Source organism: Priestia sp. RMT2NF4 (assembly GCF_047872835.1).
Classification (GTDB): Bacteria; Bacillota; Bacilli; order Bacillales; family Bacillaceae_H; genus Priestia; species Priestia zanthoxyli.
Map to the genome: position 1 here is coordinate 608,627 of NZ_JBLQZO010000001.1, position 24,761 is coordinate 633,387.

The following is a 24,761-nucleotide window of genomic DNA, read 5'->3' on the forward strand; positions in this document are numbered from 1 at the left end:
CCTGATTACAGCTCAGAAAGCACATCGTTGACTTTTTGTTCAAAACAGCTGTCGCATGTGAAGATTTCTTTTTCTTGAAAAGATGTTAGCCTTTCTCCACAGATGGAACAGCATTCTATATAGTGATTGTTTCGCTCTTGTTCTTTTCTTTCATGTAACATAGCACTTTCCTCCTTTTCAGTATAAATAGTTTGTCTTATTTCTTTAAGTATATACTAATATCAGCCTATGCAGGGAATATAAGGCGTGCTAATGCAGAATATTTATAAAATAAAAGCGTTGTAAAACCGCCGAAATTGGCACAGGAATTGCATATTAAATCATTGAGAAATTTCAATGATTAATATGGGGTGAACAGAATGTCCATTACAAAAACAGCTAGTGAATTAAAAAAAGAACAGCAGCAAGAACAGGAATCACTTAATTTATTTTTATCTACTCAAACCGTTATTCAAGAAGCGCTTCAAAAACTAGGGTATGGTGAAGAAATGTATCATTTGTTGAAAGAACCGCTGCGCATGATGACGGTTCGTATTCCAGTTAAAATGGATAACGGATCGGTAAAAGTATTTACGGGCTACCGCTCTCAGCATAATGATGCTGTCGGGCCTACTAAAGGAGGCGTACGCTTTCATCCTGAAGTAAATGAAGAAGAAGTGAAGGCATTATCCATTTGGATGAGTTTAAAATGCGGGATTGTCGACCTTCCGTACGGCGGAGGTAAAGGCGGAATTGTATGTGACCCAAGAAACATGTCGTTTGGTGAACTAGAGCGACTCAGCCGCGGCTATGTAAGAGCCATCAGTCAAATAGTTGGGCCTACTAAAGATATTCCTGCACCGGATGTCTATACAAATTCTCAAATCATGGCGTGGATGATGGACGAATATAGCCGACTGCGTGAGTTCGATTCTCCTGGTTTTATTACCGGAAAACCTATCGTACTCGGAGGATCTCAAGGACGCGAAACTGCAACGGCTAAAGGAGTAACCATTTGTATAGAAGAAGCTGTTAAAAAGAAAAACCTTAACTTGCAAGAAGCACGGATTATTATTCAAGGCTTCGGAAATGCCGGCAGTTTTCTTGCTAAGTTCATGCATGACGCAGGAGCAAAAGTAATTGGCATTTCAGACGCGTACGGAGCTCTTTATGATCCGCTTGGTCTTGATATTGATTACCTGCTTGATCGACGCGACAGTTTTGGTACCGTAACGAATTTATTTACCAATGTGATGACAAACGAAGAACTATTAGAAAAAGAATGTGATATTTTAGTACCCGCAGCCATTTCGAATCAAATTACGGTTCGTAACGCTCATCGCATTAAAGCTTCTATTGTAGTCGAAGCAGCGAACGGACCGACTACACTTGAGGCTACGCGCATTTTAGACGAAAAAGGCGTGCTTTTAGTGCCAGATATTTTAGCGAGTGCTGGAGGCGTAACGGTTTCATACTTCGAATGGGTGCAAAATAATCAAGGCTACTACTGGTCTGAAGAGGAAGTAGCTTACAAATTACGCAAGGTAATGGTGGATTCATTTGAAACGATCTATCAAATCGCTCAAGAAAATGACGTAGACATGAGACTTGCTGCTTACATGGCAGGAATCAAAAAATCAGCTGAAGCTTCTCGTTTCCGCGGCTGGGTATAAGATAAAAAAACGATTTGGACTACATGTTCCAAATCGTTTTTTATCTACCAGAACTGCCAAATAATTAAAAGAAAACCTGCTAAAAAAACAAACATGCATAAAAAATTGGCATATTTATTTATCGCAACCCGAATGATGGCAAAACAATTGACAGTGAGAATGATTTTCAATTATTCTATATATAAGATATATACATACCTATACTAATAAATTGAATGTAAAAAAGGAGACAGAAAGCATGAGTGTATTAGATATTATTAAAGCCAGAAGAACGATTGGGGCTATGCAAGACAAAGACGTATCAGAAAATGCTATCAACCTTATGTTAGAAGCAGGCACTTGGGCTCCTAACCATAAAAAGACAGAGCCTTGGAAATTCCGAGTGTTTACAGGGGATTCACGCGTTCGTTTAGGAGACGAAATGGAACGTATTATGAAGCAAAAAACTGCTCACTTAAGTGAAGAAGAAGCGTTGAAAAAAACAACAAAAGCTAAAAAAGGCCCGCTTCGTGCTCCTGTCATTATTGCTGTAGCAGTAAGTCCTTCAGGAAAAGTGCCTGAAATTGAAGAAATCTCTGCCGTAGCGGCAAGCATACAAAATATGCTATTAGTAGCGGAAGAACAAGGTTTGGCTACAATTTGGAGAACGGGTGATATTGTCTATCAGTCAGAACTGAATGACTTTTTATCTCTAGAAGACGGCGATAAGCTCCTAGGCTTAATTTACGTCGGACATCCTAATAAAGAAGTTTCATCAAAACGTATTCCGTATCAAGATAAAACAATTTGGTATCGTTAAAAGGTTATTTCTGTGTTTCTATAAATAAAAGGCAGCAGCTCATAAGTTGAGCTGCTGCCTTTTTTATTGTTTTTGAAAGTGGCATAAAGAAATTTAATGCCAACATGCAGCGGCATCAATTTGCACTTTTATGGGTTTACCTGCAGCAGTTCTTTTTAGTATCTTATCGCGAACTTCCCTGGTTTCCGTAACTACTAGTCAGAACAATCAGAACAAAAAAGGAGTTGTCTGTGTTCAGTCTTCTTTACGAAGACCAAAATAATAAGTACACGCCAAACCGAAGATAATGGGCGGCAAAAGAAAGACGATCATTTAACGGTCACCTTCCTTTCGGATGATTGAACGTCTACTTTCTGCGTTGGGGTAGCAGTGTTGACAAAGAAGATGCCTTTTAACTTGGAGTATTCCATCAATACTAATAGCAAACTCATCGCAAGAAGCGGAACACACACCACTTTGGCAGGAATGTTGAAACAATAGTTAAGGACGGTGATGTTGGCAATAATGGGGAGAAAAATAATGTTCCCTAGTGTCGCGGTACGCGGTATCACCAATAACAACGCAGCTAATAATTCGCCAGTGGCAATAAAATAGTTGTAGAAATCAGAATACCCAAAGAAATACCACGCCAGTTTCATCGCAGAATCTTTTGTTGAATCAAACACGAAATCGCCTGTTATAAATTGTCCTGGGTAGATTTTGGCCATTCCATAAATAAGAAACGTAATAGCCATGGTCCACCTTAGGGTCGCAAGAATACTTAAACGAAATTTCTCTTTTGTTGATAAACGCATTGTTTTCCTCCATTTGTATGCTTAGTCCAAAAATCGCATTTTGGCTTCAGGGGTTGGCAACATACATGACGTTTGTTTTCCAAACCACTTATACCGATTACGTGCAATAAAACGATAGAACAGGTTTCGAATGAACGCGGGAACCACTTGGAACCACGCCATTAGTTGAATGGGTCCTCGAAGCTGGCGGACAATATGTAGGATAGCCGTAGACTCTGTGTAAAGATTCCCGTTCATAAGAAGAATGACCGAGTGAAGTGGTGGGTGCTCATAGTTATGCTTACGCAGCAAGGTTCCCGCAGTATCAGATTGAAGCGACGCAAAACGAAATAGAGCACGTGAATCTCGTTTGATAACAAACTGTACCCATCCGTTGCAAAGATTGCAAACACCATCAAATAGAATAATAGGATGGTGTGATGGATTTGGCGGCATGACGTTCCTCTCCTTCCTTTTTTATGAATATTTACTAAAATAAGTATAATTGTTTACGTGTGGGACTACAAGACGTAAGGGTAAAAGTGGAAATGTTTTATGTGAGTTCAAGTGAATTTAAGCAAGAAAACAGAGTCAAATACAACACTGTTTTTGTTTGAATTTGAATGTAGCAGCTTATCTCATAAACTTCTACTTTTCTGTGTTTCTTATAAATAACTAAAATTTTTTCCTTTTTTTCACAAAATGTAAAACTATTCCTGTTTTAAAACGTACTAGATATAGTGGGGATTTACGAGGTAGATGTAATAAAAGCGTGAACTACCTTTGCTACTACAAAAAAAGAAACTTACTTCGAGGTGAAGACGTGAAGAATCAACATATTTTAGAGGTGGAAAATTTAACTAAAGTTTATAAAGGAGAGGGCTATGAAGTTACTGCACTAAATGATATATCCTTTCAGTTAGGGGCAGGTGAAATGGTTGCTGTTATGGGAACAAGTGGTTCAGGAAAAAGTACACTGCTGAACATTTTAGGAGCACTTGATGAGCCAACTAGTGGAACGATTAAATTAAACGGAATGCTTTCAAAAGATATGTTCCAAGAACCTCAAGCTTCAGCGTACAGACGAGATAACATTGGATTTATCTTTCAATCATTCCACTTATTAAAAGATTTATCTGTAGAAGAAAACATAGCTCTTCCGCTAGTTTTAAAGGAACTTACATCGGACGTAATTGATTTAAAAGTAAATAACGTTGTTGAGCTCTTGGGCTTAACAGCTTGGAAAAAACACCGCCCTGTACAACTGTCAGGTGGACAACAGCAACGCGTAGCTATAGGAAGGGCTATTATAACTGACCCACCTATTATTCTGGCAGATGAACCTACAGGTAACCTTGATTTTAATACTTCCAAAGGCATACTAGACACACTGGTAACCACAAAAAACGAACTTAGCCAAAGCATACTTCTTGTTACTCACGACCCTAATGTAGCTACTTATGCAGATCGCGTTCTATTCTTTCATGATGGCTCTATTGTCGATACGTATATCTGTAGTGGAAATAGTGATTTGGATCATATACTAGAGAAGTTTAAGCTTATTACAAAAGCCGAGAGTCTTAAGATATGAAAACACTACGAGGTTTAGCTTTTCGTTTATTTAAGTCCAATAAATTCATTGTGTTTTCGTCTATTGTAAGTATAGCTATTTCTACCATGCTTGTACTTAGTATGGTTTTATTCTCTTTTAATGCGCAGGACACATTAAAAAGTCAATTAAAACAAACTTACGGTGCGATGGATTTGTCCGTAGGGTTTGATATGAATCAAGGCAAAATTTTGACATCAACTTTAGTTGAAGAAATTCACCAGGATAAAATGGTAGATAAGGTATCAAAAGTATCTATTGCTCATTTAAACCTAAATCAACTACATGCCTCTATCTATACAGTAGGTGTTGAAAATGATTACTTAGCTAAAAGTCGATATCACTTTTCCAAACCTCTAAATAGTAGCTCTGTGGCAATGAATAAGAGCTTAGCCCAAGATTTAGACATAAAAATTGGAGATAAAGTCCTTATTGAAAACAGAACATACACATTAGCGGAAACCGTAAATGATTTATCCGCTACTGGAGTAGCACCGGATATGCTGATACTTAATCAAAAGAATGTAAAACGCTATATTCAAACAAAAGAAAAAAGCAGCGCAGAAGCGACTTATTTATTAATAAAGGCACAAAAAAACGAGAGCGCCTTAAAGTTGGCCAATCATATTAAATCATATAACAAGGACTTACGTATCGATATAGCTGAACAAGATGCAGGCGTGCAAAATAATTTACAATCCTTACATACATTTATTATGGTTTTATCGGCATTGGTATTAATCATCACGTCTCTTATTCTCATTTCAAACTTTGAGCTTTTGCTTTACAAAATGAGGAATCAGTTCGCCATTATGCGGTCGATAGGAGCCACTGCTAAACAGATTAGCGAGATTATCACACTTCAAAGCACCGTTATAAACACCGTAGGTACAGGTGTCGGGTTTTTGCTAACCTTTTGCAGTCAAAGGTACTTATACAGCTGGTTAGGAAAAGTGTCGAAAATAGCTTCCTCTCCATCTGATTTTAACGTAGGTACTGCCGTTATCATTACAGTTGTAATGTTTGTTATTATTCAATTCTTTTTACTCATTCCAGCTTATCGAAGTACAAAAGTATTGCCACTAAAAACAATGCAGAAGAACGAGAAAATTAACTATGGTTTTTCCAAGACAAGAATAGTAATTTTCAAGGTACTAATAGCAATGTCCTTATTTTTAGTTATAGGAAGCCAGGTATTTCCTACAAGAGGCACATACGGACCTGGGATGTTACTAATTACAGTTATTTTAGTCTTGTTTGCCTTTATACTAATCTTTCCTATCCTAGTGACTAAAGGATTAAAGTGGTTTTTACCATATGGAAAAAAACTATTTGGGAAAGAATTTTATATTTCCGTTAAAAATCTAATTCCTCAAGTTAGAAAAAATACAATGATTATCTTAATAATATGCGGATTAATGGTCATTACTGTATTTGGGTCAATTACATTTAGAACCATTCAAAATAATGGACTAACCTACTTAAAAAAAGAATATGTAATGCCCATTATTGTGGAAACTCGCCTTGATGATTCAAAAATAGATGTAGCAGAACTCACTAGAAAGGCTGAACAATTGCCTCACGTAAAAAGCGTTAGCAACATGAGCAACCAGGGCTTAGGGGAGATTTCAAAGTCAAAAAAGGTTACAGATATTCTTTACAATGTGGTTGACTTGAAAAGATTGCAGAAGCAAGGACTTCTAGAGCACTTCTCTTATGTAAAAGGAAGTAATAAAGAGAATAGTATAATAGTGTCTAAAAAATTTGCTGAAAGTCATAATGTAAAAGTAGGTCAGGTACTCCATTTAGGTATGTATGCTAAAAATCAAGATGGATCAATTATAGAGGGGCATATAATACCTAAAGGAGATTATGTCGTAACAGCTATACCTGACCATCTTCTTGACAACTATGAGGCATTTTTAGATTGGAAAAACAAGGAGTTTAAAGATGTGAATTTTTACCGCCTATATATAGATGCTACGAATGTAAAGGCCGCCGTAAAAGAAATTGAGGGCTTAAAAAGCCAGTATCCCGAATTAAAGGTAAGCAGCTATGATCAATCTTTTAAAGAGGCAAACGAAATGTTTTATCAGCGTTGGGGAATTTTTATAGTTGTTATTGCCACGTTGGTTGTTTCTACCATGGTAGGAGTATTTAATTCATTGGCAAATAATATTTATTCAAAGCGAAAAGAATTTGCTGTTTTACGCGCGATGGGCATGACGCCAAAATCCATTCGTAAAGTCATTCTTTCACAAGTGAATTTATATATTACGATTGGAGTAATATATGGAATTGTAATGGGACTTTTAATAACATTAATTCTGCTATTAATGGATCCAGGGAAGTTTGTTATAGATTATAAAACAATTCTTTCTGTAGTAGTATCAATGCTTGTAGTTAGCACTTTTTTATTCTCATACGTAAGTCGAAAAATATCTGGACAAGATCTTTCTATAGAGCTTACTAATGATAATAAGTGACCTCTCATGTAGGTATAGTAGAATACTATAATAGTAATAAATCCCAATCTCTTTGTAGAGGTTGGGGTTTATTACTTTCTATGTTATTTATTTAACAACAACGTTCCCTACATATTGTGCGTAGCCTCTATCAGTTTGGAGTTCTAGCAAATAAACATAATTCCCTTTTTTCTTTGGGAACGTAAAAGTTCTATCTTGTTCGTTTATTCTAATATCTTGCTTCGCATTACTAGTGCTTATTGTATAAGAACTAATGTCATTAACAAGAAAATCTTCGCTATCAAACCTTAAATTCCCTGGTGTTTCAGGGGCTACAGCTAGCTGTTGTTGCTTTTTAGCTCTATTTATACTATTCCTTGTATTTGTTTCCTTTCTGTACTGTTTTCCTTCTTCACCGCGCCAATCTACATTAGTTTCTTTCAGTTCAACATCCACAACATCATTGGCCGATAATGTAACCGTAGGGGGAGAGAAGTCATATTCCTCGCCTATACACCCTGATAATCCAACGATAATAAACATAAACAGAGATAATTTTATAAACTCTTTCATATATAATGTCCCCCTTAGTTAGTTGCGACTAATAAAAAAATTGCTGCTTAATTGCTTGGAACAGGGGAGAGGTAATAATAAATATCATATTCTTTATCAATATGAGGGACCACTTCAGTATCGGTACGGGTTTCAATTGTCATATTTGATTTTGTTGGGGTACCGGCATAAAAATCGTACTTTACACCTTTTGGAGTCGTTATTTCACTAGTGATATCTGTATTTCCCTTTGATTGTTTAATAATAGCTGGATTCCCATTAAAATACCAACGGATTTTTTGATCCTTTTGAGTTAATGTAGCTGTTCCTATACCTACATTCGATTTTTCTTTAATTGTATAGATAACAATCTTTTCGTTATCTACATATTTGCTTTCACCGATAATATCTTGTATTCCTGTAGACTCTTTTTTTGCATTTTCAAAGGCTTCATCTTCACTAGAATAGAATTCCACGTCTTTTTTACTGTTTACGTTCGTTGCTGAACAAGCCGTTAGTATACTTGCTGACAGTAGAGATGCGAGTAATGCAGAATATAACTTTTTCATACAAACCCCCGTTTTATTAATTTCTTTAATTTTAATCTTAATATAAATAGTTAAAATAATCCATTTATGTGATATAGTTGTTCAGTATGTAAAAGTTAAACAACAAAGAAATGGAGTTTCACAATGAAGAATTCAAGGAAGATAGCAGCAGGAGCAGCTGTTCTAACTGTTGCTTTTAGTTTAATGGGATGTACCTCAAAAGAATCAATTAGCAAAAATACAAAACAAGAAGAAGCCCAAAAAGAAATAAAAATAGAGTTAACGTTTCTCCAAAATGAATGTGATCGTCTTATTAATAAAGATGAGGACATAGAAAAAACGTTTCAAAGTTATAAAAATGATTTTAATTTGTTATCTACGTCCGTTAACAGTACTGCAAAGGTTAATAAAATGAATAATGACGAGTTAGAAATAAGTATCAATAACCTTGAAAAAGATGTTGATAAACTAAATGGAGAAGAGGCTTTAAAAGCTTATACGAAATACACTTCCCCTAAAACAATATATAAAGTGACAATGATGAAAAATATGCATTCGGTTATCGAGGCCACCAGAGGTTGGGATGACGGCAAGGATCTAGGTATATCATTCTTCTACGACCACCTCCATTCTTCTCAAGAAGATATTAATAGAGATATAAAACCTACAGTTAATGACATAACAAACGGACCAGTATACAAACTGCATATAATAAAAGATGAATTACAAAAGCATCGAGATGCTTTTAGTAAGGAACAGCTTGAAGAATTAGAAACAGCAATGAAAGGTTTTGATTATTCCTTGGATACTCAATTAAAAACCATCAGATCATATAAAAACATTGTTAACAATCCGTACACAAGTAATAATTATGACTATGAAGAAGAAGAGAAATATAACGGAGCCCGCACGTACCTTACTGATTTTGAATCGAATTTAGGTGTTGCTAAGCCTGAGTATTAAAAACGTATCCTTCCTATAAAGTTTTTGGAGTTTGAGGGGGATTAACAAAAAGTGCTTGGATATTTAAATATCCAAGCACTTTTTTGTATGAATTATTTTAACTAGAAAGATTAATTAGGTGGCAGATACCTAAAATTTACAAAAAAGTGTAATTATTATAAAATTTAGTTAGGTGTACGTTAAACAGAAGTAATTTCTATAGGGGGGATAGTATGAGTTTAAAAGAGAGAGCAACTAAAGAGTTTAAAGAAAGGGTAGATAGCGACGAAGAAATTAGAGAATCTATTTTAACTTACTATGAATGTGAAAGTGGATTTTCGGGACTTGTAGGTGTACCAAATGGAAATTCTGTACCTATTCGAGGTGTTTTAGCTTATACAGAAAAAAGCCTACTTTTTTACGGAGAAGTTTTCTCTAAGCTGCCTATTGTATTACATATCCCATTTAATAAAATCAGGGAAATAAAAACAGGAAAGCAAATCCTTACAATTTTCAAATCAACTCTTACGATGGTTATTGTTCATGATGATCAAGAAGTTTTCTCTACACGGGGAAACAAGGAGGACTTTTCTAGGTTGGAGTCGTTTTTTGAAAATGTGAATGAAGAAGTATTTCTTGCTAAATAGGTAGTACCAAGATAAGCCTAGACTTAAAAATTAGGCTTATCTTGGTATGGCGTTCGCTAATAACGTACTTTTAAGAAAGGATTTGGTTGTGTATATAGAAAATACGTTAGACGTTAGGATGCTATTTCAGTTCAGAGAGAGGTGGTAAGTATGCGTAAAAGAGATAAAGGGTTTTGGATAGCTTACCTTGTGTTTGCAATTATTATGCTATTAATCTACAAATATATACCGGCTGAAAACGGGTTTCTCGTTATCGTTTTATTTCCTCTAATTTATTGGTTCATCTACGAATTTATATTAAGACCTAAGAAAAGAAGAAGCAATGGTTAAGGAGGGGCGATTTGCTTGTTTTGGAATTATCTTAACATGTCAACAGGACTTATAATAGCTTTAGCAAACATTTTTAATTCTGCATTCCAAGGAAGTATGCGTTGGATTATGGTTGGGTGTGGTTTGTTAATTTTTATATACAATTTAATAGTAACTTTTGATCAAAAACAAAATGAAGCGGTTAATCAAAATACTGTAGGAATTGTATCTAGAAAAAGGCGTTAATTGTTTTAGAAGTTTAAAGTACTTAAATTTACTTTTTTTATAAGTGACGCAACGAAGATTCTGGAGTGAAAATTTTATAAGAAAGAGGGAAGTAATGGACGTTCAAAAGGTAGCAAATTTATTTTTGATTTTTGTCTTAATGTCAGCAGGCATTTCATTGGTAATTGGCTTTGTTGTTGCTGTGAGAAGTACAAACTATAAAAAGGGATATATAAGTACTTTTATATCCAGTGTGGTCTTTTTACTACTGATTGTGAGCTGGTATGATAAAGCATCTTCAAACGTTTTTATGGGGACAATACCTTGGATTTTAAATGTTATTGCCGTCATTATTGTGTTACCACTGTACGTGTTAGTTGCTCGCTTTATATTTAAAAAGGTGACAAAAGGACAAAAAGGAACAAATGAAAAAATTAGCGGTTAACTTACTTTTTTTATCGTTTTCCCTAATCTTCACGATTTTAAATAAATGAAGATACACAAAAAAAATTTTTATCAATATCCTGTTAGAGAAGGTGATTGATATCATTTTCTGTAAAGGAGAGAACGTCTATGATTAAAGTTAATCAACAAATTGTGAAAATAAGCGATTTAAATAATAGTTCGTTAACAAAAGAAAAAGCAGACATTTTAAAACAAATGGATGCCTATAGGGAAGTGTATGAGTATGCTACATTTGACCAGCTTGATTTTGATGTATCTGTTAAATTACAAATTATTGAATCGTCTGTGTTGCTGCGCAAAAGCGGCGCTAGGTTTGCTACATTCGCCCGTTCTAGGTGCAACGAAAAGTATTGGAAACGAACCGATAACGGAGGGTTTCAGCTACTACCTACCGTTTCTCCTCATCAGGCCATCGATGATATTTTTTACAACGGACACGAATACGCGTTTGAGTGCGCGACGGCTGTTATCATCATCTTTTACAAAGCTGTATTAAATAATATTGGAAAAGCAAACTTTAACAGGCTTTTTGCTGATCTTTACTTACACGATTGGCAATACGATGAAGATCTTGAGCTCCATGGTTATAAAGGATCTGACTACTTGCCCGGAGACTGTGCGTATTTTAAAAACCCTGATTATAACCCTGATACTCCCCAGTGGAAAGGTGAAAACACCATTGTATTAGATGAAACTCTATATTTTGGTCATGGAATTGGAATTACGACGCGGGAAAGAATTATTGAAGTGTTAAATTTAAAGAGAAAAGACAACGCAAAGCAATCAGCTTACCTGTCAGATGAAATTGTCAGGCTTCACACCGCTCACCTCAGTTATTTGGCGGTTAGATACGAACCTGTTGTTTGGTATGACAGAAACAGCGCTATTATTTCCACTATTGGATCGATTACGTATGTAGCTTGAATGATCAAAGTTTTGATACTTTGGTCTTTTTTTGTAAAAAGGAAAGAATTACATGAAGGTAAATTTGAGAATTCAAAAGGATTTTATGTATAAAAGAAGAATCCATTTAATACGCAGGTCTTAAAACTAAAAGGAAAGGAGGAGATTACTATTAAAAATCGTGATAAAAGACGCAAGAGAAAACGCGGCGCATTAAAAGATTATCTGAAAAATAAGCTTGGTCAGCTAAAACCGAAGCCAAACAAAGGACCTGTCTCAAATTTAAAGTCTTCTGCTTAAAAAATCCCCCTAGTTTTTATATAGGGGGATTTTCTTTTGAATTTTCTTTTATTTTAAGGTTTAAATGTTATGAGTGGCATTTAAGGGGTAATTTGTGCACAATAGACATTGAATAGTTTATCTAATACGACAACGTAAGGAGAGATTAGACGATGGAAAACATGATTTTAAAACATATGGACGTTGTAAGAGGAATTACGATTAGTATCCTTGAAAAAACAACAGAAGAGGCAGCGGACATCACACCAAAAGGGTTCAATAACAATATTCGCTGGAATCTTGGACACATTGCCTTTATTCAAGAAAAGCTTGTGTTTGGCTTAGCTGGTGAACCGATGCAAACGCCAGAGAGTTATGAAAGCTTTTTTGGTGCCGGAACAAAACCTGCTGATTGGAACGAGGCTGCTCCATCTCTTGAGGAAATTGCGAATGTGTTGAAAGACCAAGCACGCCGTATTAAAGAGTTCATGCCGGGGCAGTTTGATAAGCAGTTAATCACACCTTTTACAAATAAAGCGGGTATCAACTTTACAACAGTTGGCGAAACGTTTTTATTCAGTTTCTATCACGAAGCGATGCATGTAGAAACGATTAAGCAAATTGGGAAAGCAGCAGCTGCACAATAAGGAAATAAAAAAGAATAAATCACATATTCTTTATAACTATTTTACATAGCGCCTATGCATATACTGATCTATACAGCGCATAAGATGTAACATGAGCTGCTTTTCCTAATGCAGTTCGCAAGGAGGTGACAACGTGAAATTTCTTTCAGGTTTAACGACTCTTCTTGTGATTTTAGGCGGTTTAAATTGGTTAGCTGTAGCATTAGGCGTGAATGTAGTAGAAGAGCTATTTGGCTCTTGGGATTGGTTAGTAACAACGATTTATTGGTTAGTTGGCCTGTCTGCTCTTTATCAAATTTTTGATAAGTTCTTCGGAACGGGAGCAAGTGTCAAAAGCAAAGCGCTATAATAAATATTATTTTTTATTATCTCTTTAGGGGGTTTGAATGTATATTCAAACTCCCTTTTTCATGGATAAAAGACGTGACATCTTTACAAAATACGGTAAAATAAGGTAATAACCAAAAAATAGGAGGGATGAGATGGAGCTTTGGGGTGTAGTACCTATCTTAGTGTTTGGAGTTCTTTATATAGGAATCATTGCTGGTATGATAGCTGTTATTGTTATAGTGTTAAAGCGAATGAAAGAGAGAAATCAATATTTACGTGAAATACGGGATGAACTGAGAAATCAAAACAAGATAACTATAGCAGAAAATAAAGAATAGAAGAGGGTTTAATAGATGAATAAAAGTGTACTTCCTAGCTTTTTTATCGTAAATCTTTTTTTTATTTACTGTTTATTATTTAATCAAGAATACATCTTTCAGCTAAAGAATCTACCTTACATATGGGCTATTTATTTACTTATTGGCACCCTTTTAGCTTTTTATTATATGCTGCGATACAAACAAAAAAGAGACGGACAGGTGCTGCTTTCAATCGGTATTTTAACTACAAGCATTAGTTCACTAGGCTGTTTGGGTTTCTTTTATTTCTTTTATCGTGCGATGGGTGGATAAGAAAGAGCACCAAAAGCAGAGACTTCAGTGAAAGTCTCTGCTTTTTATATGGAAATCTATTGTATAATAGAAAAAAAAGAAATGGATGCAGGAGGGGAAATATGCGAATTGTTTCGCTTTGTCCAAGCAATACAGAACTAATAGCGTATTTAAAATGTGAGCATTTGCTCGTAGCAATTGATGATTATTCCGATTGGCCGCAGTCTATTCAGAGTCTGCCGCGTTTAGGTCCCGATTTATCTATTAATATGGATGCGGTGGAAGAAGCCAAGCCAGATTTAGTCCTAGCTTCACTAAGCGTTCCTGGAATGGAGCGAAATATTGAAGAACTTAAAAAACGAAAGATACCTTACGTCGTATATAATCCTAATTCGCTAGAAGATATCCGTCAAAATCTACAGGATTTAGGCCAGCGATTAAATATTGAAACAAAAGCAGCTGAACTGTTAGAGCGGTATGATCAGTTTCTTTCTACATATAAAGGAATGGCACGTCAAATCGAAAAAACCACTGTATACTGGGAATGGTGGCCAAAACCCGTTTTTACTCCTGGAAAAGCAAACTGGCTGACCGAAATTAGCGCGTTAGCGGGAGGAGAAAATATATTTGCTGATCACAAAGAAGCAAATGTACAGAGTGATTGGGAAGAAGTGCTCAAACGAAATCCACATCACGTGTGTTTGGCTTGGGTAGGCGTACAGACAAACAAAGTAAATCCAACGATTTTACACAAGAGACCGAACTGGTCTGACATGCCGGCCATAAAAGAACATCGTGTATATGTACTAGAAGAATGGCTGTATTGTCGTCCTTCACCTCGATTGCTGTTAGGGTTAAAAAAACTCGCGCCGCTTCTTCATCCAGATACGTTCCCTGCATTTGACGGTAAGGACCCTTTATTATAAGAAAAAGGAGCGATACATATGAAAGATATTGAACAAATAAAACATACCCTTCAACACCGCTATCCTTTTTTACTTGTTGATCGCATCTTAGAGCAAGAAGAAGGAAAGCTTGCTGTAGGAATTAAACAAGTAACAGCAAATGAACCTTTTTTTCAAGGTCACTTCCCGGACTACATGGTAATGCCTGGTGTACTTATTGTGGAGGCTCTTGCTCAGCTCGGCGGATTTGCCATGGCTACGGATGACCACCAAAAAGGAAGACTTGCTTTTTTAGCAGGAATAGATGAATGTCGCTTTAAGCGTCAAGTAAGGCCAGGAGATACACTACGCTTAGAATTTGAGATTCTTAAGCAGCGCGGAAAGATTGTAAAAGGAAAAGGAAAAGCATTTGTAGGCAGCGAATTAGCTTGTGAAGCGGTCATTACCTTCGCTCTTGATGTATAATACAAACGCCTTTGTGAAAAAAGCAGCTGATGTTAGCAAGATGAAAACGACCGATGTAAAAAAGGAAATAATTCAGGATAAAGCGTAGCGAGAAAACCGCCTTATGTCGTAAAAGCGGTTTTTTATGAATACCTTTTTACCTTTTGATAAAAGAAGAAACGGGGTATAGAAGAAAAAAGGGAGAGGGGAGAATGCAGTGAGAACATTAACGGAAGTTGTTGTATTACTCACACTATTGGGTACGTATATAGGCATCTCACTACTTGTCTACAAACGGAAAAGAACGAATCCGTTTTTCTACAGCATTTACTTTTATTTAGCTACCAGCGTCATTTTGATTTGCTTGGTTATCTTTTGGTTTCAGCTTCGTTTTGGACTCACTGATAAGCAAGTAGGAGGATTGCTTATCAGTGTGGTGGCATTCTTTTTACTTATTTATGGTTTGTTAAAAACAAGACAAAAAGACAGGTAGCCGGTGCTATCTGTTTTTATTTATATTTATGTTATATATTTTTATCAATTGTAGTGTCAATTCAATACATCTCTTCATATAATAAAGATAACAGCTTTCTTTTGCAGGTTAGTTGACATCGCAGCTTATAACTCGCTATTCTTTTGATAATTCATTTTGTGAAAGGAAGTGGACGTATGGATGCATCCCGCATTATAGCTAAGTTAGAAAACCGGATGCCGACAATCCTTGGGATGGAGCAGTTCTCCCGCTTCGGCATTCTTGTTCCGCTTATTGAAAAACAAGGGGAACTACAAGTCTTATTTGAAGTAAGAGCGCTCGATTTACGTAGACAGCCCGGAGAAATTTGTTTTCCAGGAGGGCGTGTTGAAAAGACGGATGCAGATGAAAAAGAAACGGCTATCCGTGAAACCTCTGAAGAGTTAGGGATTACACCCCAATCTATTCAGCACGTACAAGCTTTAGATTATATTGTTTCTCAATTCGGAACAATCATTTATCCTTATGTAGGTTTCATTGATGAGTCGCTTGAACTTCGACCGAATCCTTCGGAAGTAGCAGAAGTATTTACCGTGCCTCTTTCTTTTTTTCAGCGTACCGAACCTGATATACACAATATTAATTTCAGAGTAGAACCCGAACATAATTTTCCTTATGACGCGATTATTGGTGGTGAAAATTATAATTGGCAAACAAGAGAGATGGAAGAACATTTTTATTACTATGAAGATCGAGTCATATGGGGACTGACAGCAAAAGTAATTTATCATTTAATACATGTATTAAATGATAAATAAAAAGCAGCGAATACGCATTCGCTGCTTTTTTATATTAAATAGATTGAATAGCTTCTGTGATAGGTGTATCACCTGAAACTAAATCAAAAGAACGTCCGAATGTATGATCTTCACTTAACGTTTCTACTACCACACGCGCGACATCTTCACGAGGAATGGATCCGCGCTCTTTGTTCTCACCGGCATCTACACGTCCTGTTCCTGGTTCGTTTAACAATCCGCCTGGACGAACAATTGTATATGTTAATCCGCTTGCTTCTAAGATTTTATCTGCATAATGTTTGGCTACATAGTAAGGAATTAGTGAAGTATTCCAGTTTTCACGGTGATGTGCTTGAAGGGCGCTTACCATCACAAATCGTTTAATTCCTAAATCTTCTGCAGCTTCCATCGCTTTTACTGCTCCATCTAAATCAATTAAAAGTGTCTTATCATGACCTGTGCTGCCGCCTGATCCTGCGCTAAAGATAACGGCGTCACAGCCTTTCATCACTTCCTTAATTTCATGCACAGTGCCTTCTAAGCTTGCAAAAGCCGTTTCTACACCTCTTGCTTCAAGCTCTTTTGCTTGTTCTTCTTTACGAACCATCGCACGTACAGTGTGCACATCACTTTCATTCAAAATGTTTACAATATGTTTGCCTACTTGACCATTCGCACCAATTACAAGAACTTTCATGTCTAAATTTGCTCCTTTCAAATCCAAATACTTATATATTATTGTTTCATATTCACCGTTTTCATTCAATGAATGAGCTCAAAATTCGGTGAATAAGGGGAAAGTAAGAAAATATATTAAAAAAATGAAAAACAAGAAATAAAAACTAATTTACAAACAAAAAAAGGAAAAAAATAGTTCATTAAACCCAGTGTCTGAACTGTTTAAATTTTGTAAATTTTTCTCAAACCCTTGGTAATACAACACTTCTTAAAAACAGTATCTCTTTTAACATTTCCCGATACAACCTATATAAACACATTTTGATAATTTTAAACTTTTACTTCGGAAAAATTTTTTGTTATTATGTTTTAGTCATTAAAATATTCACGAACGAAATATTTAGTCCGAGCGGACAAAGGAGAGGATAAAATGAACACATTACAATACTTAGTCGCAGAACGTGCAGAGATTTCTCCTCAACATGAAGCACTAGTTGAACATAATGAACGTTATACATTTAATGAATTTCATGAAAAAGTAAATCAATTGTCTCATTACTTCTTAGAGAAAGGAATTCAAAAAGGAGATCGTATTGGTATTTTAGCTCATACAAGCATTGCTTACCCAGTTGTTACAATGGGGATTTTACAAGTGGGAGCAGTCGTTGTTCCATTAAGTAAGAGCATGACACCTTATGAGCTTGATAGCATTATTACAAGCGGACAGTTAAAAGCGATTATCCACCACAATGAATTTACGTCTGTATTAGAAAAAGCGGAACAAACGGCTGGACTTAGCTTTACGTTAAAAATTGAGGATGCAAAAGAATTTACAACTCAATTCTCAGCGTATAACACAAACACACCAGAAGCACTTCCTGAAGTACTTCCTGAAGATTTAGCATTAATGATGTTTACATCAGGTACAACAGGTAAATCAAAAGGATGTATGATTGCACACGGATCGGTAAGTGCCTTTTTAAACTCTGGCGGACAGGAAGAACGTGCAAATATTGATAAAAGCATGCGCTATTTATTTGTTCATCCATTCTTCCACATGAGTTCGATGAGCATTTTATTTATGTGCATTAACACAGGAAACACAATGGTATGTTCTGAAGAAACAGATCCAGCTAAAGTAATTGAGGTAATCGAAAAAGAAAACATTAAAATGCTGTTTGCACTACCACCAGCATTAAAATACATCGTAGAAGAGCTTGAAAAAGGAGATCACTATGATTTCCCTCTAAAACTTGCTGTGTCAGGCGGAACAAAAGTATCAGAGTCTTTAATCGAACAATATGACCGTAACGGAATGATTTTAGCTCAAGGATACGGAAGCACAGAAGCTTGGATTATCAGTTCATGGCATCCTCAAATGGGATGGAAGAAAGTAAGCTCAGCTGGGAAACCGGCTCCACATGTGGAAGTTAAAATTGTAGACCCAGAAACACGTCAAGAAGTTCCAACTGGAGAAAAAGGTGAAGTGCTTGTACGAAGCCCTTATCTATTTAAAGGCTACTGGCAAAACGAAGAAGCAACAAATGCTGTCTTACAAGATGGCTGGTTAGCGATGGGCGATGCAGGTCGATTAGATGAAGACGGATTTCTTTATATTGAAGGACGCTATAAAGATGTAATTGTATATGGAGGAGACAACATCTACCCAGATCAAGTAGAAGAAGTTGTCCTAGCAGCAGATGGTGTGTTAGAAGCGACAGTTGTCGGCATGCCTGATGATGTATACGGCGAAGTTCCATATGCATTTGTTGTTAAACAAGAAGCATCTGCTTTAACTGAAGAAGATGTAGTGAACTTCTGTAAAGAACGATTAGCACCATATAAAGTGCCAACTGTTGTATTTGTTTCATCACTTCCTAAAAACAGTGTAGGAAAAGTGTTGAAAAACGAAGTGAAAAAACAAGCCTTAGCACACGCATAATAAAAAAGCGGCCTTATAGCCGCTTTTTTTATATTTATTGCTGTAATTTTTGAGATATTTTTTTCATAATGTGAAAGTATTGATCTCTTTCTTCTTCTGATAAGTGTGAAAGTAAATCTGACCAAAAATCGACACGAGTAGCTTGCAATATTTCGACAACTTTTTCGCCTTTTTCCGTCAACTCTACCCACACGCTTCGGCGGTTTTGCTTTTTATATATACGATTCACAAGCTCATCATCTTCTAATTGATTTAATACAATGGTGATAGCACCGGGTGAGAGCCCAAGTACTTTTGTGATATCGCTAACAATACAGCTTTTTTTATCGTGAATCGTCTTTAAGATTGCCTCTTTTGTTGAAGTTAAATGGTAGGGAAGCAAATCATATTTCTCACCGATTACGGTGTTTTTATATTTTAAAAGAGCTTCTTTTACATGATCTATACTTTCTAGCTGATGACTAATCTCTTCTTTGCTATAACGTTCAGTCAAGCGTAAATCCTCCTCATAAAACAAATTCCATTTTTACCATTATACCATGTATAATGCCCATAGAAAAATGAACAACACCGCGAAAATTGTCAGAAAAATTTTAAAATAATTACCATAATTCGTTAAAAAATCCTTGTTTTCGTGCTATTATATATAAGAATAGTAATAACAGGAAACGCATACAACATTTGTTTTCTATTGAGTTCATAAGAAAAAATGGGGTCTATGAACATCATTCCGCTTTACCTCATGTGTTGAATAAAGAAAAAAATATAAAAAATGGTGATTATTCACTTTGGCAGATCGTCTTTTATAAGATGTTTGTATAAAATGAATGTATACATATTTTTATAGAAAAAACATATTGAGGTAAAGCCGAGATATGGGGGGATTCAATTACATGAAGAAAGTCTTAGGGGCGCTCTTGCTTGGCGCGACAATTGTTAGTGCGTTTATTGCGTACGGCATGTATACAAATCATTCCGCAAAGCAAACAGCTGCGATAGAACAAAAACAAGCGGCTAAAAAACCAGAAAAAAAGGCTGAGAAAAAGAAAAAGCCAGTCCTTAAAGTCGAAGAACTGACGTATCAGTTAAAAGATTCCCGTACAGGAGAAGTAATGAAAGAATTCAAGCCGGTTCATTACAAGGATAAAGGTGTATATGATCAAGAAATTAAACAGTTAGCGTCTGAGCTGGCAAAAGGGATCGATACACCTATGCAAAACATAAAAATAGATGAAAATGGATCGTTGACTGGCGGATCCAAGCAAATCATCTTAAAAGAAGCAGAACTTGTTAAAAATCTGCAGAACTTAAATACGAAACAATTGGAGGTAAAGGTTCCGATATACGAAACCGCTCCAAATGTCACGGCAGCATCTGCTCAAGGGATCGCCGATGTATCATTAGCTTCGTATTCTACACGTTTTCGTCCAAGTGATACAAGCAGAAACAGAAATGTTCAGCTATCAGCAGAAGCAATTAATAACGTTGTGTTAGGACCAGGAGATTCATTTTCTTATAATCAAACAGTTGGGGAGCGCACAGCAGAAAGAGGCTATCAGCCTGCTCCTGAAATTATCAATAAACAGCTGGTGATGGGAATTGGCGGAGGTATTTGTCAAACATCTTCTACGTTATTTAATGCGATTGACGGCGCTGGTCTTCAAGTGACAGCTAGGTCTCACCATTCAAAACATGTAGGTTATGTACCTGCGGGAAGAGATGCGACCGTATCGTGGGGAGGACCTGATTTTAAGTTCACAAACAACAAAGATTATCCTGTCATCATTAAAGCATATGCAAACGTAAATACAGGTGTTTTAACTGTAGATGTTCGTACTTCACAGCGTGCTATCTAATAAAAAAAGACGTATCCTAACAGATACGTCTTTTTTTCATTTATTATGCTTTTTGTTGCTCGCGTTCACGAAGTTCCACACGTCGAATTTTACCTGAATTAGTTTTTGGTAATTCATCAATAAATTCAATTACGCGAGGATACTTGTAAGGTGCAGTAAGAGTTTTTACGTGATTTTGCAGCTCTTTAATAAACCCTGTATCTGTTGTTTTTACATGATCAACAAGAACAACATACGCTTTTACTACATGGCCGCGATCAGCATCTGGACTAGCTACAACGGCACATTCTTTCACTGCTGGATGCTTAATTAACGCATCTTCAACTTCAAACGGCCCAATTGTATAGCCGGAACTGATAATAATATCATCTCCGCGTCCTTGGAACCAGTAATAGTTCTCTTCATCTTTAGAAGCGCGGTCACCTGTTAAATAGTAGTTTCCTTTATACGTTTTCTCAGTGCGCTCCATGTCTTTATAGTAGTGCTTGAAAAGAGAAGGGAGGTCTCTACGAACGGCAATGTCTCCAACTTCTCCAGGCTCACAAGGCTCGCCGTCTTCATTAATGATTTCTACAAACCCTTCAAGCATCGGTTTACCCATTGAACCAATCTTCGTTTTTACACCTTTTAAGGTACCAATCAAAAGGGTATTTTCCGTTTGGCCGTATCCATCACGTACTTGGATATTAAAATATTTTTTAAACACATTAATTACTTCTTCATTTAGCGGTTCTCCGGCAGATACAGCGCTATGAAGGTGAGACAGGTCAAAACGTTCAAGTTCATCAATTTTAGCCATAAAGCGATACTCTGTTGGCGTGCAGCACAGTACGTTTACTTGTTCATCCTGTAAAATTTCTAAAAACTTTTTAGGTTCAAAACGTCCGTTATAGATAATGCCTGTTGCACCTTGTCCAAGTACAGATAAAAACGGAGTCCAAATCCATTTTTGCCAACCAGGACCTGCTGTTGCCCAGACCGTATCGCCTTTTTTAATATCTAACCATTCAGCAGCAGCGATACGAAGGTGAGCATAAGCCCATCCATGAGTATGAACAACGCCTTTTGGCTGTCCTGTTGTACCAGATGTATAAGGAAGGAATGCCGTATCATCCTTAGTTGTGTTAGCTGCTTGGAACTGTTGTGATGCATCCGCTGTAAGTGACTCTAAGCGCGTCCACGACGTAACATCAGCACCAAATGTAATTTTATGTTGTAGAGAAGTAGGGAAGTTTTCAATCTTATCGATCTCATTGCAGAAAGGATGGTAAGAAATAATCGCTTTTGCTTCAGCGTGATGTAAACGATATTGGATATCTTTTGCGCGTAATAGTTCTGAAGAAGGAATTACAATAATACCTGCTTTTAAACATGCTAAGTAAATAGCATACGATTCAATAAGGCGAGGTGCGATAACCAACACGTGATCACCTTTTGTTAATCCTAGCTCCGTTAGCCCGTTTGCCACCTTATTTGCTTTTGCTAACAGCTGGTTATATGTAATTTCCTCACGTACACCGTCAGCGTCCTGCCACTTTAGCGCAAGCTGATCGGATGCATGTTTTTCAATTTCCTCTGTTAAGTTGTAATGTTCACTTGGAACTAAATCTTTTAGTTGAATCATAAAAACGACTCCTTATATTATAGATATCAATGATTTTTTATCATTACTATTATTATATTACTAACTATTAGTACTTGCTACTAATTTGTTTTGGGTTTTAGTAAAAAAGCAAAAAAAGACCCGCTTGTCTTATTACGACAGCGGGTATAACATATGTTATTTAAATAAGCTCCATTTTGTATGAATAGGTACTAGCTCTTCTTCAGACTCGTCCTCTTCGTATAAACCACGTTCTTTTAAGTATTCCACAAAATATAAGTCTGCTTCCTTACGTTCATCATAAGGCTTAATCGATAAAACAAACCCTACTTTATGCTGATCTTCATTTTCAACGCCTGAGAGATACGCTTTTACATTATGCTGCAAGAATAGCTCTTTAGCGGGAATAATTAAGTCCTTGACGAACTTCGACAGTAATTCTAACTCAAAGTCGAAGGTGAACTTAGCAATTTTTTCTAGATCTGCAAATACCACGCCGATAAAACTCGTATTATGTATTTCGTAGTCTTTCGTTTTTTCATCCCATTCAATATGTCCGATTTCCTTTAAGTAATTAATAAAATACCCAATGCCTTCATCGCGGCCAAAAGGTTGTTTAGAAAGAACCAAACCGATCTTTTTGTACTTGGGCAGATACACGCATGAGATAGCGGCTTCAACTTTATGCTGTTGAAATAAGTGCGTTGCCCCTTGAAGCAAAGCATCTAAGACATGATGGGTAATTTTCATTTGTTTACGAGGAAAGTGATATTCGTTGCGTGCTAATTCATCTGTATCAGCAAACGTTGCTCCAATAAAGCCTGTATTGGATAGGGTAGGAGGGAGCTTCTTTCTTTTTCTTTTTCGTACCGTCATTCAAAAACACTCCTTGTGATCATCAATACGATAAAAAATAAATCGAACATATGTTCTTATCTAATGATACAAAAAATGTGTCGAAAAGTAAAGAGAAGTTAACGGATAATTTGAAATTTTATAATAAAAGTAGCTAATGATCTTAAAACGCAGCGGTCATTAGCAGCGGTCATTAAAAGGTGGAAAAGAAGAGAGGGAGCAAAAAAATAAAAGGCTGCAGATGAAAAGCATCCACAGCCTTTTATATATTCATTAACGAGCTTCTGTTAAAGCTACCATATCTTCATCATCTAAATCGATATCTACGTGACAATCCATTGTGTGAATTGTTTTATCTTCATGATTTCCATAATAAATTGTAATGTTCATGAGTATCGCTCCTTTAAAACTGGATAATGACATCCAATTTATACCGTCATCTATTTGTTTAATATTATACCCGATGAAAAAGGAAACTACAACTAAAATCACTAAAAAGCTGATAGGAAAGGGGTTTATAGTGATTTTAACAAGGAATTAGGTAGAATAAAAATACTTATAATTGTATTTTATTACAAAAAATACGAGGTTTTTACTTTTGTTGATGAATAAAAATCCATTTAATGCAAACATATGTACTAAATGAAAAATATACGTTCAGTAGCAAATAAATCCTTAAGATATTAATTACAAACAGATTTCATCGTTTTGCAAAAGGTTCATTGAGAATACGATGAGAAAAAATGAATGAGTGTAAAACTTAATTTCTATAAGTAAACTCATTCATTTTTCAAACTCTCTAAATATAATCTAAACATCAATCGAACTGATCAATCCTAAAAATAAACTGGTGAAATTCATATGTATTTCTATAAAATCATATCTGCAATTGTTCAATTAGAACAAATCTTGATGCTAATTAGTTTAGTGAGTTAGATCATATAAATACGAACCCTATCTCATTTTTAAATTACGTCTCACTATCATAAGTATACTTTTATAATGAGACAGAATTTGTGTTTTATAAATTGGTTCCTAGAATATATATTATGTAAACTAGAAAAAGAAATAAAATCATTGAGGTCTCCCTTACTCTTAGATCCTTGAAATGTCTATCACCTTTTGCTTTTTCTTTAAAGTGTGTAGATTTGTTTTCAAGTCAGCTGTTTTTACTCCCATGAGTTTAATTTGGAGCTGTAAACAGAACTCTTAAAAATCGACTGAATGATGCTTTTAAAGTCAAATGAGCTGAAATATGTACAAGCTATAGATTATATCTTAGAAATGGTTAAAATGACCGCTCACTTAATCGCAATCTCCTGAATACGCCAGTACGTATCATTTTATATGTAATTAAGTAATGCCTTATGGTTTATCCTAGAACTTTACAATTTTGCATCCCAAGTTTAAAGTAGCTATGAATCAGTGTGATAGTAGTTGATTTAATGTA

The 24,761-nt window shown here is 35.9% G+C and carries 28 protein-coding genes; 19 read left to right on the plus strand and 9 right to left on the minus strand.

From position 1 onward, the window contains the following. Nucleotides 1-5: 5 nt before the first annotated feature. Nucleotides 6-161 carry a hypothetical protein gene (locus ACMX9J_RS03020; protein ID WP_162871471.1) on the minus strand — a complete coding sequence of 52 codons (156 nt, stop codon included), beginning with the start codon at nucleotides 159-161 and terminating at the stop codon, nucleotides 6-8. A gap of 198 nt (nucleotides 162-359) precedes the next feature. Between ACMX9J_RS03020 and ACMX9J_RS03025 the strand changes: the two genes are divergently transcribed. Both ACMX9J_RS03025 and ACMX9J_RS03030 read left to right on the plus strand, forming a co-directional pair. Next, nucleotides 360-1,652 (plus strand): Glu/Leu/Phe/Val family dehydrogenase, encoded by a 1,293-nt coding sequence (locus tag ACMX9J_RS03025; protein WP_033579029.1) that lies wholly within the window; start codon nucleotides 360-362, stop codon nucleotides 1,650-1,652. Nucleotides 1,653-1,890: 238 nt separating this feature from the next. Then, complete coding sequence (locus ACMX9J_RS03030) at nucleotides 1,891-2,451, plus strand: nitroreductase (protein ID WP_098112638.1); 561 nt, start codon at nucleotides 1,891-1,893, stop codon at nucleotides 2,449-2,451. Between the two features lie 308 nt (nucleotides 2,452-2,759). Here ACMX9J_RS03030 and ACMX9J_RS03035 read toward each other — a convergent pair whose 3' ends face one another. Beyond that, on the minus strand, nucleotides 2,760-3,245 hold the full coding sequence (locus ACMX9J_RS03035) for a hypothetical protein (RefSeq protein WP_063247971.1): 486 nt from the start codon (nucleotides 3,243-3,245) through the stop codon (nucleotides 2,760-2,762). A 21-nt stretch (nucleotides 3,246-3,266) separates the two neighbouring features. Then, nucleotides 3,267-3,680, minus strand: a complete 414-nt coding sequence (locus ACMX9J_RS03040; protein WP_154988738.1) for a thiol-disulfide oxidoreductase DCC family protein — start codon at nucleotides 3,678-3,680, stop codon at nucleotides 3,267-3,269. Nucleotides 3,681-4,047: 367 nt separating this feature from the next. Between ACMX9J_RS03040 and ACMX9J_RS03045 the strand changes: the two genes are divergently transcribed. After that, nucleotides 4,048-4,815 (plus strand): ABC transporter ATP-binding protein, encoded by a 768-nt coding sequence (locus ACMX9J_RS03045; RefSeq protein ID WP_154988736.1) that lies wholly within the window; start codon nucleotides 4,048-4,050, stop codon nucleotides 4,813-4,815. Continuing rightward, a complete protein-coding gene (locus ACMX9J_RS03050) occupies nucleotides 4,812-7,319 on the plus strand; it encodes an FtsX-like permease family protein (RefSeq protein WP_154988734.1) in 2,508 nt (835 codons plus the stop codon). The genes ACMX9J_RS03045 and ACMX9J_RS03050 overlap by 4 nt, the downstream gene beginning before the upstream one ends. Before the next feature lie 87 nt (nucleotides 7,320-7,406). Here ACMX9J_RS03050 and ACMX9J_RS03055 read toward each other — a convergent pair whose 3' ends face one another. Both ACMX9J_RS03055 and ACMX9J_RS03060 read right to left on the minus strand, forming a co-directional pair. Continuing rightward, nucleotides 7,407-7,871 carry a hypothetical protein gene (locus ACMX9J_RS03055; protein WP_098249674.1) on the minus strand — a complete coding sequence of 155 codons (465 nt, stop codon included), beginning with the start codon at nucleotides 7,869-7,871 and terminating at the stop codon, nucleotides 7,407-7,409. A gap of 47 nt (nucleotides 7,872-7,918) precedes the next feature. Beyond that, complete coding sequence (locus ACMX9J_RS03060; RefSeq protein WP_098626515.1) at nucleotides 7,919-8,419, minus strand: hypothetical protein; 501 nt, start codon at nucleotides 8,417-8,419, stop codon at nucleotides 7,919-7,921. Nucleotides 8,420-8,542: 123 nt separating this feature from the next. On the opposite strand from ACMX9J_RS03060, the gene ACMX9J_RS03065 reads away from it, so the two are divergent. The 13 genes from ACMX9J_RS03065 to ACMX9J_RS03125 all read left to right on the plus strand — a co-directional run bounded on the left by ACMX9J_RS03065 (nucleotide 8,543) and on the right by ACMX9J_RS03125 (nucleotide 16,395). Further along, a complete protein-coding gene (locus tag ACMX9J_RS03065; RefSeq protein ID WP_226556312.1) occupies nucleotides 8,543-9,361 on the plus strand; it encodes a hypothetical protein in 819 nt (272 codons plus the stop codon). A 212-nt stretch (nucleotides 9,362-9,573) separates the two neighbouring features. Then, complete coding sequence (locus ACMX9J_RS03070) at nucleotides 9,574-9,987, plus strand: GRAM domain-containing protein (protein WP_098626519.1); 414 nt, start codon at nucleotides 9,574-9,576, stop codon at nucleotides 9,985-9,987. A gap of 366 nt (nucleotides 9,988-10,353) precedes the next feature. Then, on the plus strand, nucleotides 10,354-10,542 hold the full coding sequence (locus ACMX9J_RS03075) for a hypothetical protein (RefSeq protein WP_416225405.1): 189 nt from the start codon (nucleotides 10,354-10,356) through the stop codon (nucleotides 10,540-10,542). 94 nt (nucleotides 10,543-10,636) lie between these two features. Next, nucleotides 10,637-10,966: a hypothetical protein gene (locus tag ACMX9J_RS03080; RefSeq protein WP_028413289.1), complete on the plus strand. Its 330-nt coding sequence runs from the start codon at nucleotides 10,637-10,639 to the stop codon at nucleotides 10,964-10,966. Between the two features lie 128 nt (nucleotides 10,967-11,094). Then, nucleotides 11,095-11,910, plus strand: a complete 816-nt coding sequence (locus tag ACMX9J_RS03085) for a protein-glutamine gamma-glutamyltransferase (protein WP_033579040.1) — start codon at nucleotides 11,095-11,097, stop codon at nucleotides 11,908-11,910. A 431-nt stretch (nucleotides 11,911-12,341) separates the two neighbouring features. Further along, the gene (locus ACMX9J_RS03090; RefSeq protein WP_033579041.1) at nucleotides 12,342-12,815 is read left to right on the plus strand and encodes a DinB family protein; all 474 of its coding nucleotides are present in this window, start codon (nucleotides 12,342-12,344) and stop codon (nucleotides 12,813-12,815) included. Between the two features lie 133 nt (nucleotides 12,816-12,948). Continuing rightward, on the plus strand, nucleotides 12,949-13,164 hold the full coding sequence (locus ACMX9J_RS03095; RefSeq protein WP_013057146.1) for a DUF378 domain-containing protein: 216 nt from the start codon (nucleotides 12,949-12,951) through the stop codon (nucleotides 13,162-13,164). 133 nt (nucleotides 13,165-13,297) lie between these two features. Next, nucleotides 13,298-13,483, plus strand: coding sequence for a hypothetical protein (locus ACMX9J_RS03100; protein ID WP_034266296.1), 186 nt, complete (start codon nucleotides 13,298-13,300; stop codon nucleotides 13,481-13,483). Nucleotides 13,484-13,498: 15 nt separating this feature from the next. Further along, nucleotides 13,499-13,777, plus strand: coding sequence for a hypothetical protein (locus ACMX9J_RS03105; protein ID WP_098999346.1), 279 nt, complete (start codon nucleotides 13,499-13,501; stop codon nucleotides 13,775-13,777). 101 nt (nucleotides 13,778-13,878) lie between these two features. Beyond that, nucleotides 13,879-14,682: a cobalamin-binding protein gene (locus tag ACMX9J_RS03110; protein WP_048020818.1), complete on the plus strand. Its 804-nt coding sequence runs from the start codon at nucleotides 13,879-13,881 to the stop codon at nucleotides 14,680-14,682. 18 nt (nucleotides 14,683-14,700) lie between these two features. Further along, the gene (gene fabZ, locus ACMX9J_RS03115) at nucleotides 14,701-15,126 is read left to right on the plus strand and encodes a 3-hydroxyacyl-ACP dehydratase FabZ (RefSeq protein ID WP_033579045.1); all 426 of its coding nucleotides are present in this window, start codon (nucleotides 14,701-14,703) and stop codon (nucleotides 15,124-15,126) included. A gap of 196 nt (nucleotides 15,127-15,322) precedes the next feature. Then, nucleotides 15,323-15,598 (plus strand): hypothetical protein, encoded by a 276-nt coding sequence (locus ACMX9J_RS03120; protein WP_416225406.1) that lies wholly within the window; start codon nucleotides 15,323-15,325, stop codon nucleotides 15,596-15,598. A 176-nt stretch (nucleotides 15,599-15,774) separates the two neighbouring features. Beyond that, nucleotides 15,775-16,395, plus strand: coding sequence for an NUDIX hydrolase (locus tag ACMX9J_RS03125; protein ID WP_033579046.1), 621 nt, complete (start codon nucleotides 15,775-15,777; stop codon nucleotides 16,393-16,395). A 34-nt stretch (nucleotides 16,396-16,429) separates the two neighbouring features. Here the strand turns inward: ACMX9J_RS03125 and ACMX9J_RS03130 are convergent, their stop codons facing one another. Then, complete coding sequence (locus tag ACMX9J_RS03130) at nucleotides 16,430-17,074, minus strand: SDR family oxidoreductase (protein WP_028413280.1); 645 nt, start codon at nucleotides 17,072-17,074, stop codon at nucleotides 16,430-16,432. A gap of 411 nt (nucleotides 17,075-17,485) precedes the next feature. Between ACMX9J_RS03130 and ACMX9J_RS03135 the strand changes: the two genes are divergently transcribed. Then, nucleotides 17,486-18,997 (plus strand): class I adenylate-forming enzyme family protein, encoded by a 1,512-nt coding sequence (locus ACMX9J_RS03135; RefSeq protein WP_048020810.1) that lies wholly within the window; start codon nucleotides 17,486-17,488, stop codon nucleotides 18,995-18,997. A gap of 34 nt (nucleotides 18,998-19,031) precedes the next feature. Here the strand turns inward: ACMX9J_RS03135 and ACMX9J_RS03140 are convergent, their stop codons facing one another. Next, entirely contained in the window at nucleotides 19,032-19,490 is a 459-nt protein-coding gene (locus ACMX9J_RS03140; protein WP_013057155.1) for a MarR family winged helix-turn-helix transcriptional regulator, read from the minus strand. Between the two features lie 400 nt (nucleotides 19,491-19,890). Here ACMX9J_RS03140 and ACMX9J_RS03145 point away from each other — a divergent pair, with 400 nt between their 5' ends. Then, on the plus strand, nucleotides 19,891-20,853 hold the full coding sequence (locus ACMX9J_RS03145) for a VanW family protein (protein ID WP_033579048.1): 963 nt from the start codon (nucleotides 19,891-19,893) through the stop codon (nucleotides 20,851-20,853). 43 nt (nucleotides 20,854-20,896) lie between these two features. Here the strand turns inward: ACMX9J_RS03145 and mbcS are convergent, their stop codons facing one another. After that, nucleotides 20,897-22,477 carry an acyl-CoA synthetase MbcS gene (mbcS, locus tag ACMX9J_RS03150; protein WP_416225407.1) on the minus strand — a complete coding sequence of 527 codons (1,581 nt, stop codon included), beginning with the start codon at nucleotides 22,475-22,477 and terminating at the stop codon, nucleotides 20,897-20,899. A 156-nt stretch (nucleotides 22,478-22,633) separates the two neighbouring features. Then, nucleotides 22,634-23,332 carry a hypothetical protein gene (locus ACMX9J_RS03155; protein ID WP_014459981.1) on the minus strand — a complete coding sequence of 233 codons (699 nt, stop codon included), beginning with the start codon at nucleotides 23,330-23,332 and terminating at the stop codon, nucleotides 22,634-22,636. Between the last annotated feature and the right edge of the window lie 1,429 nt (nucleotides 23,333-24,761).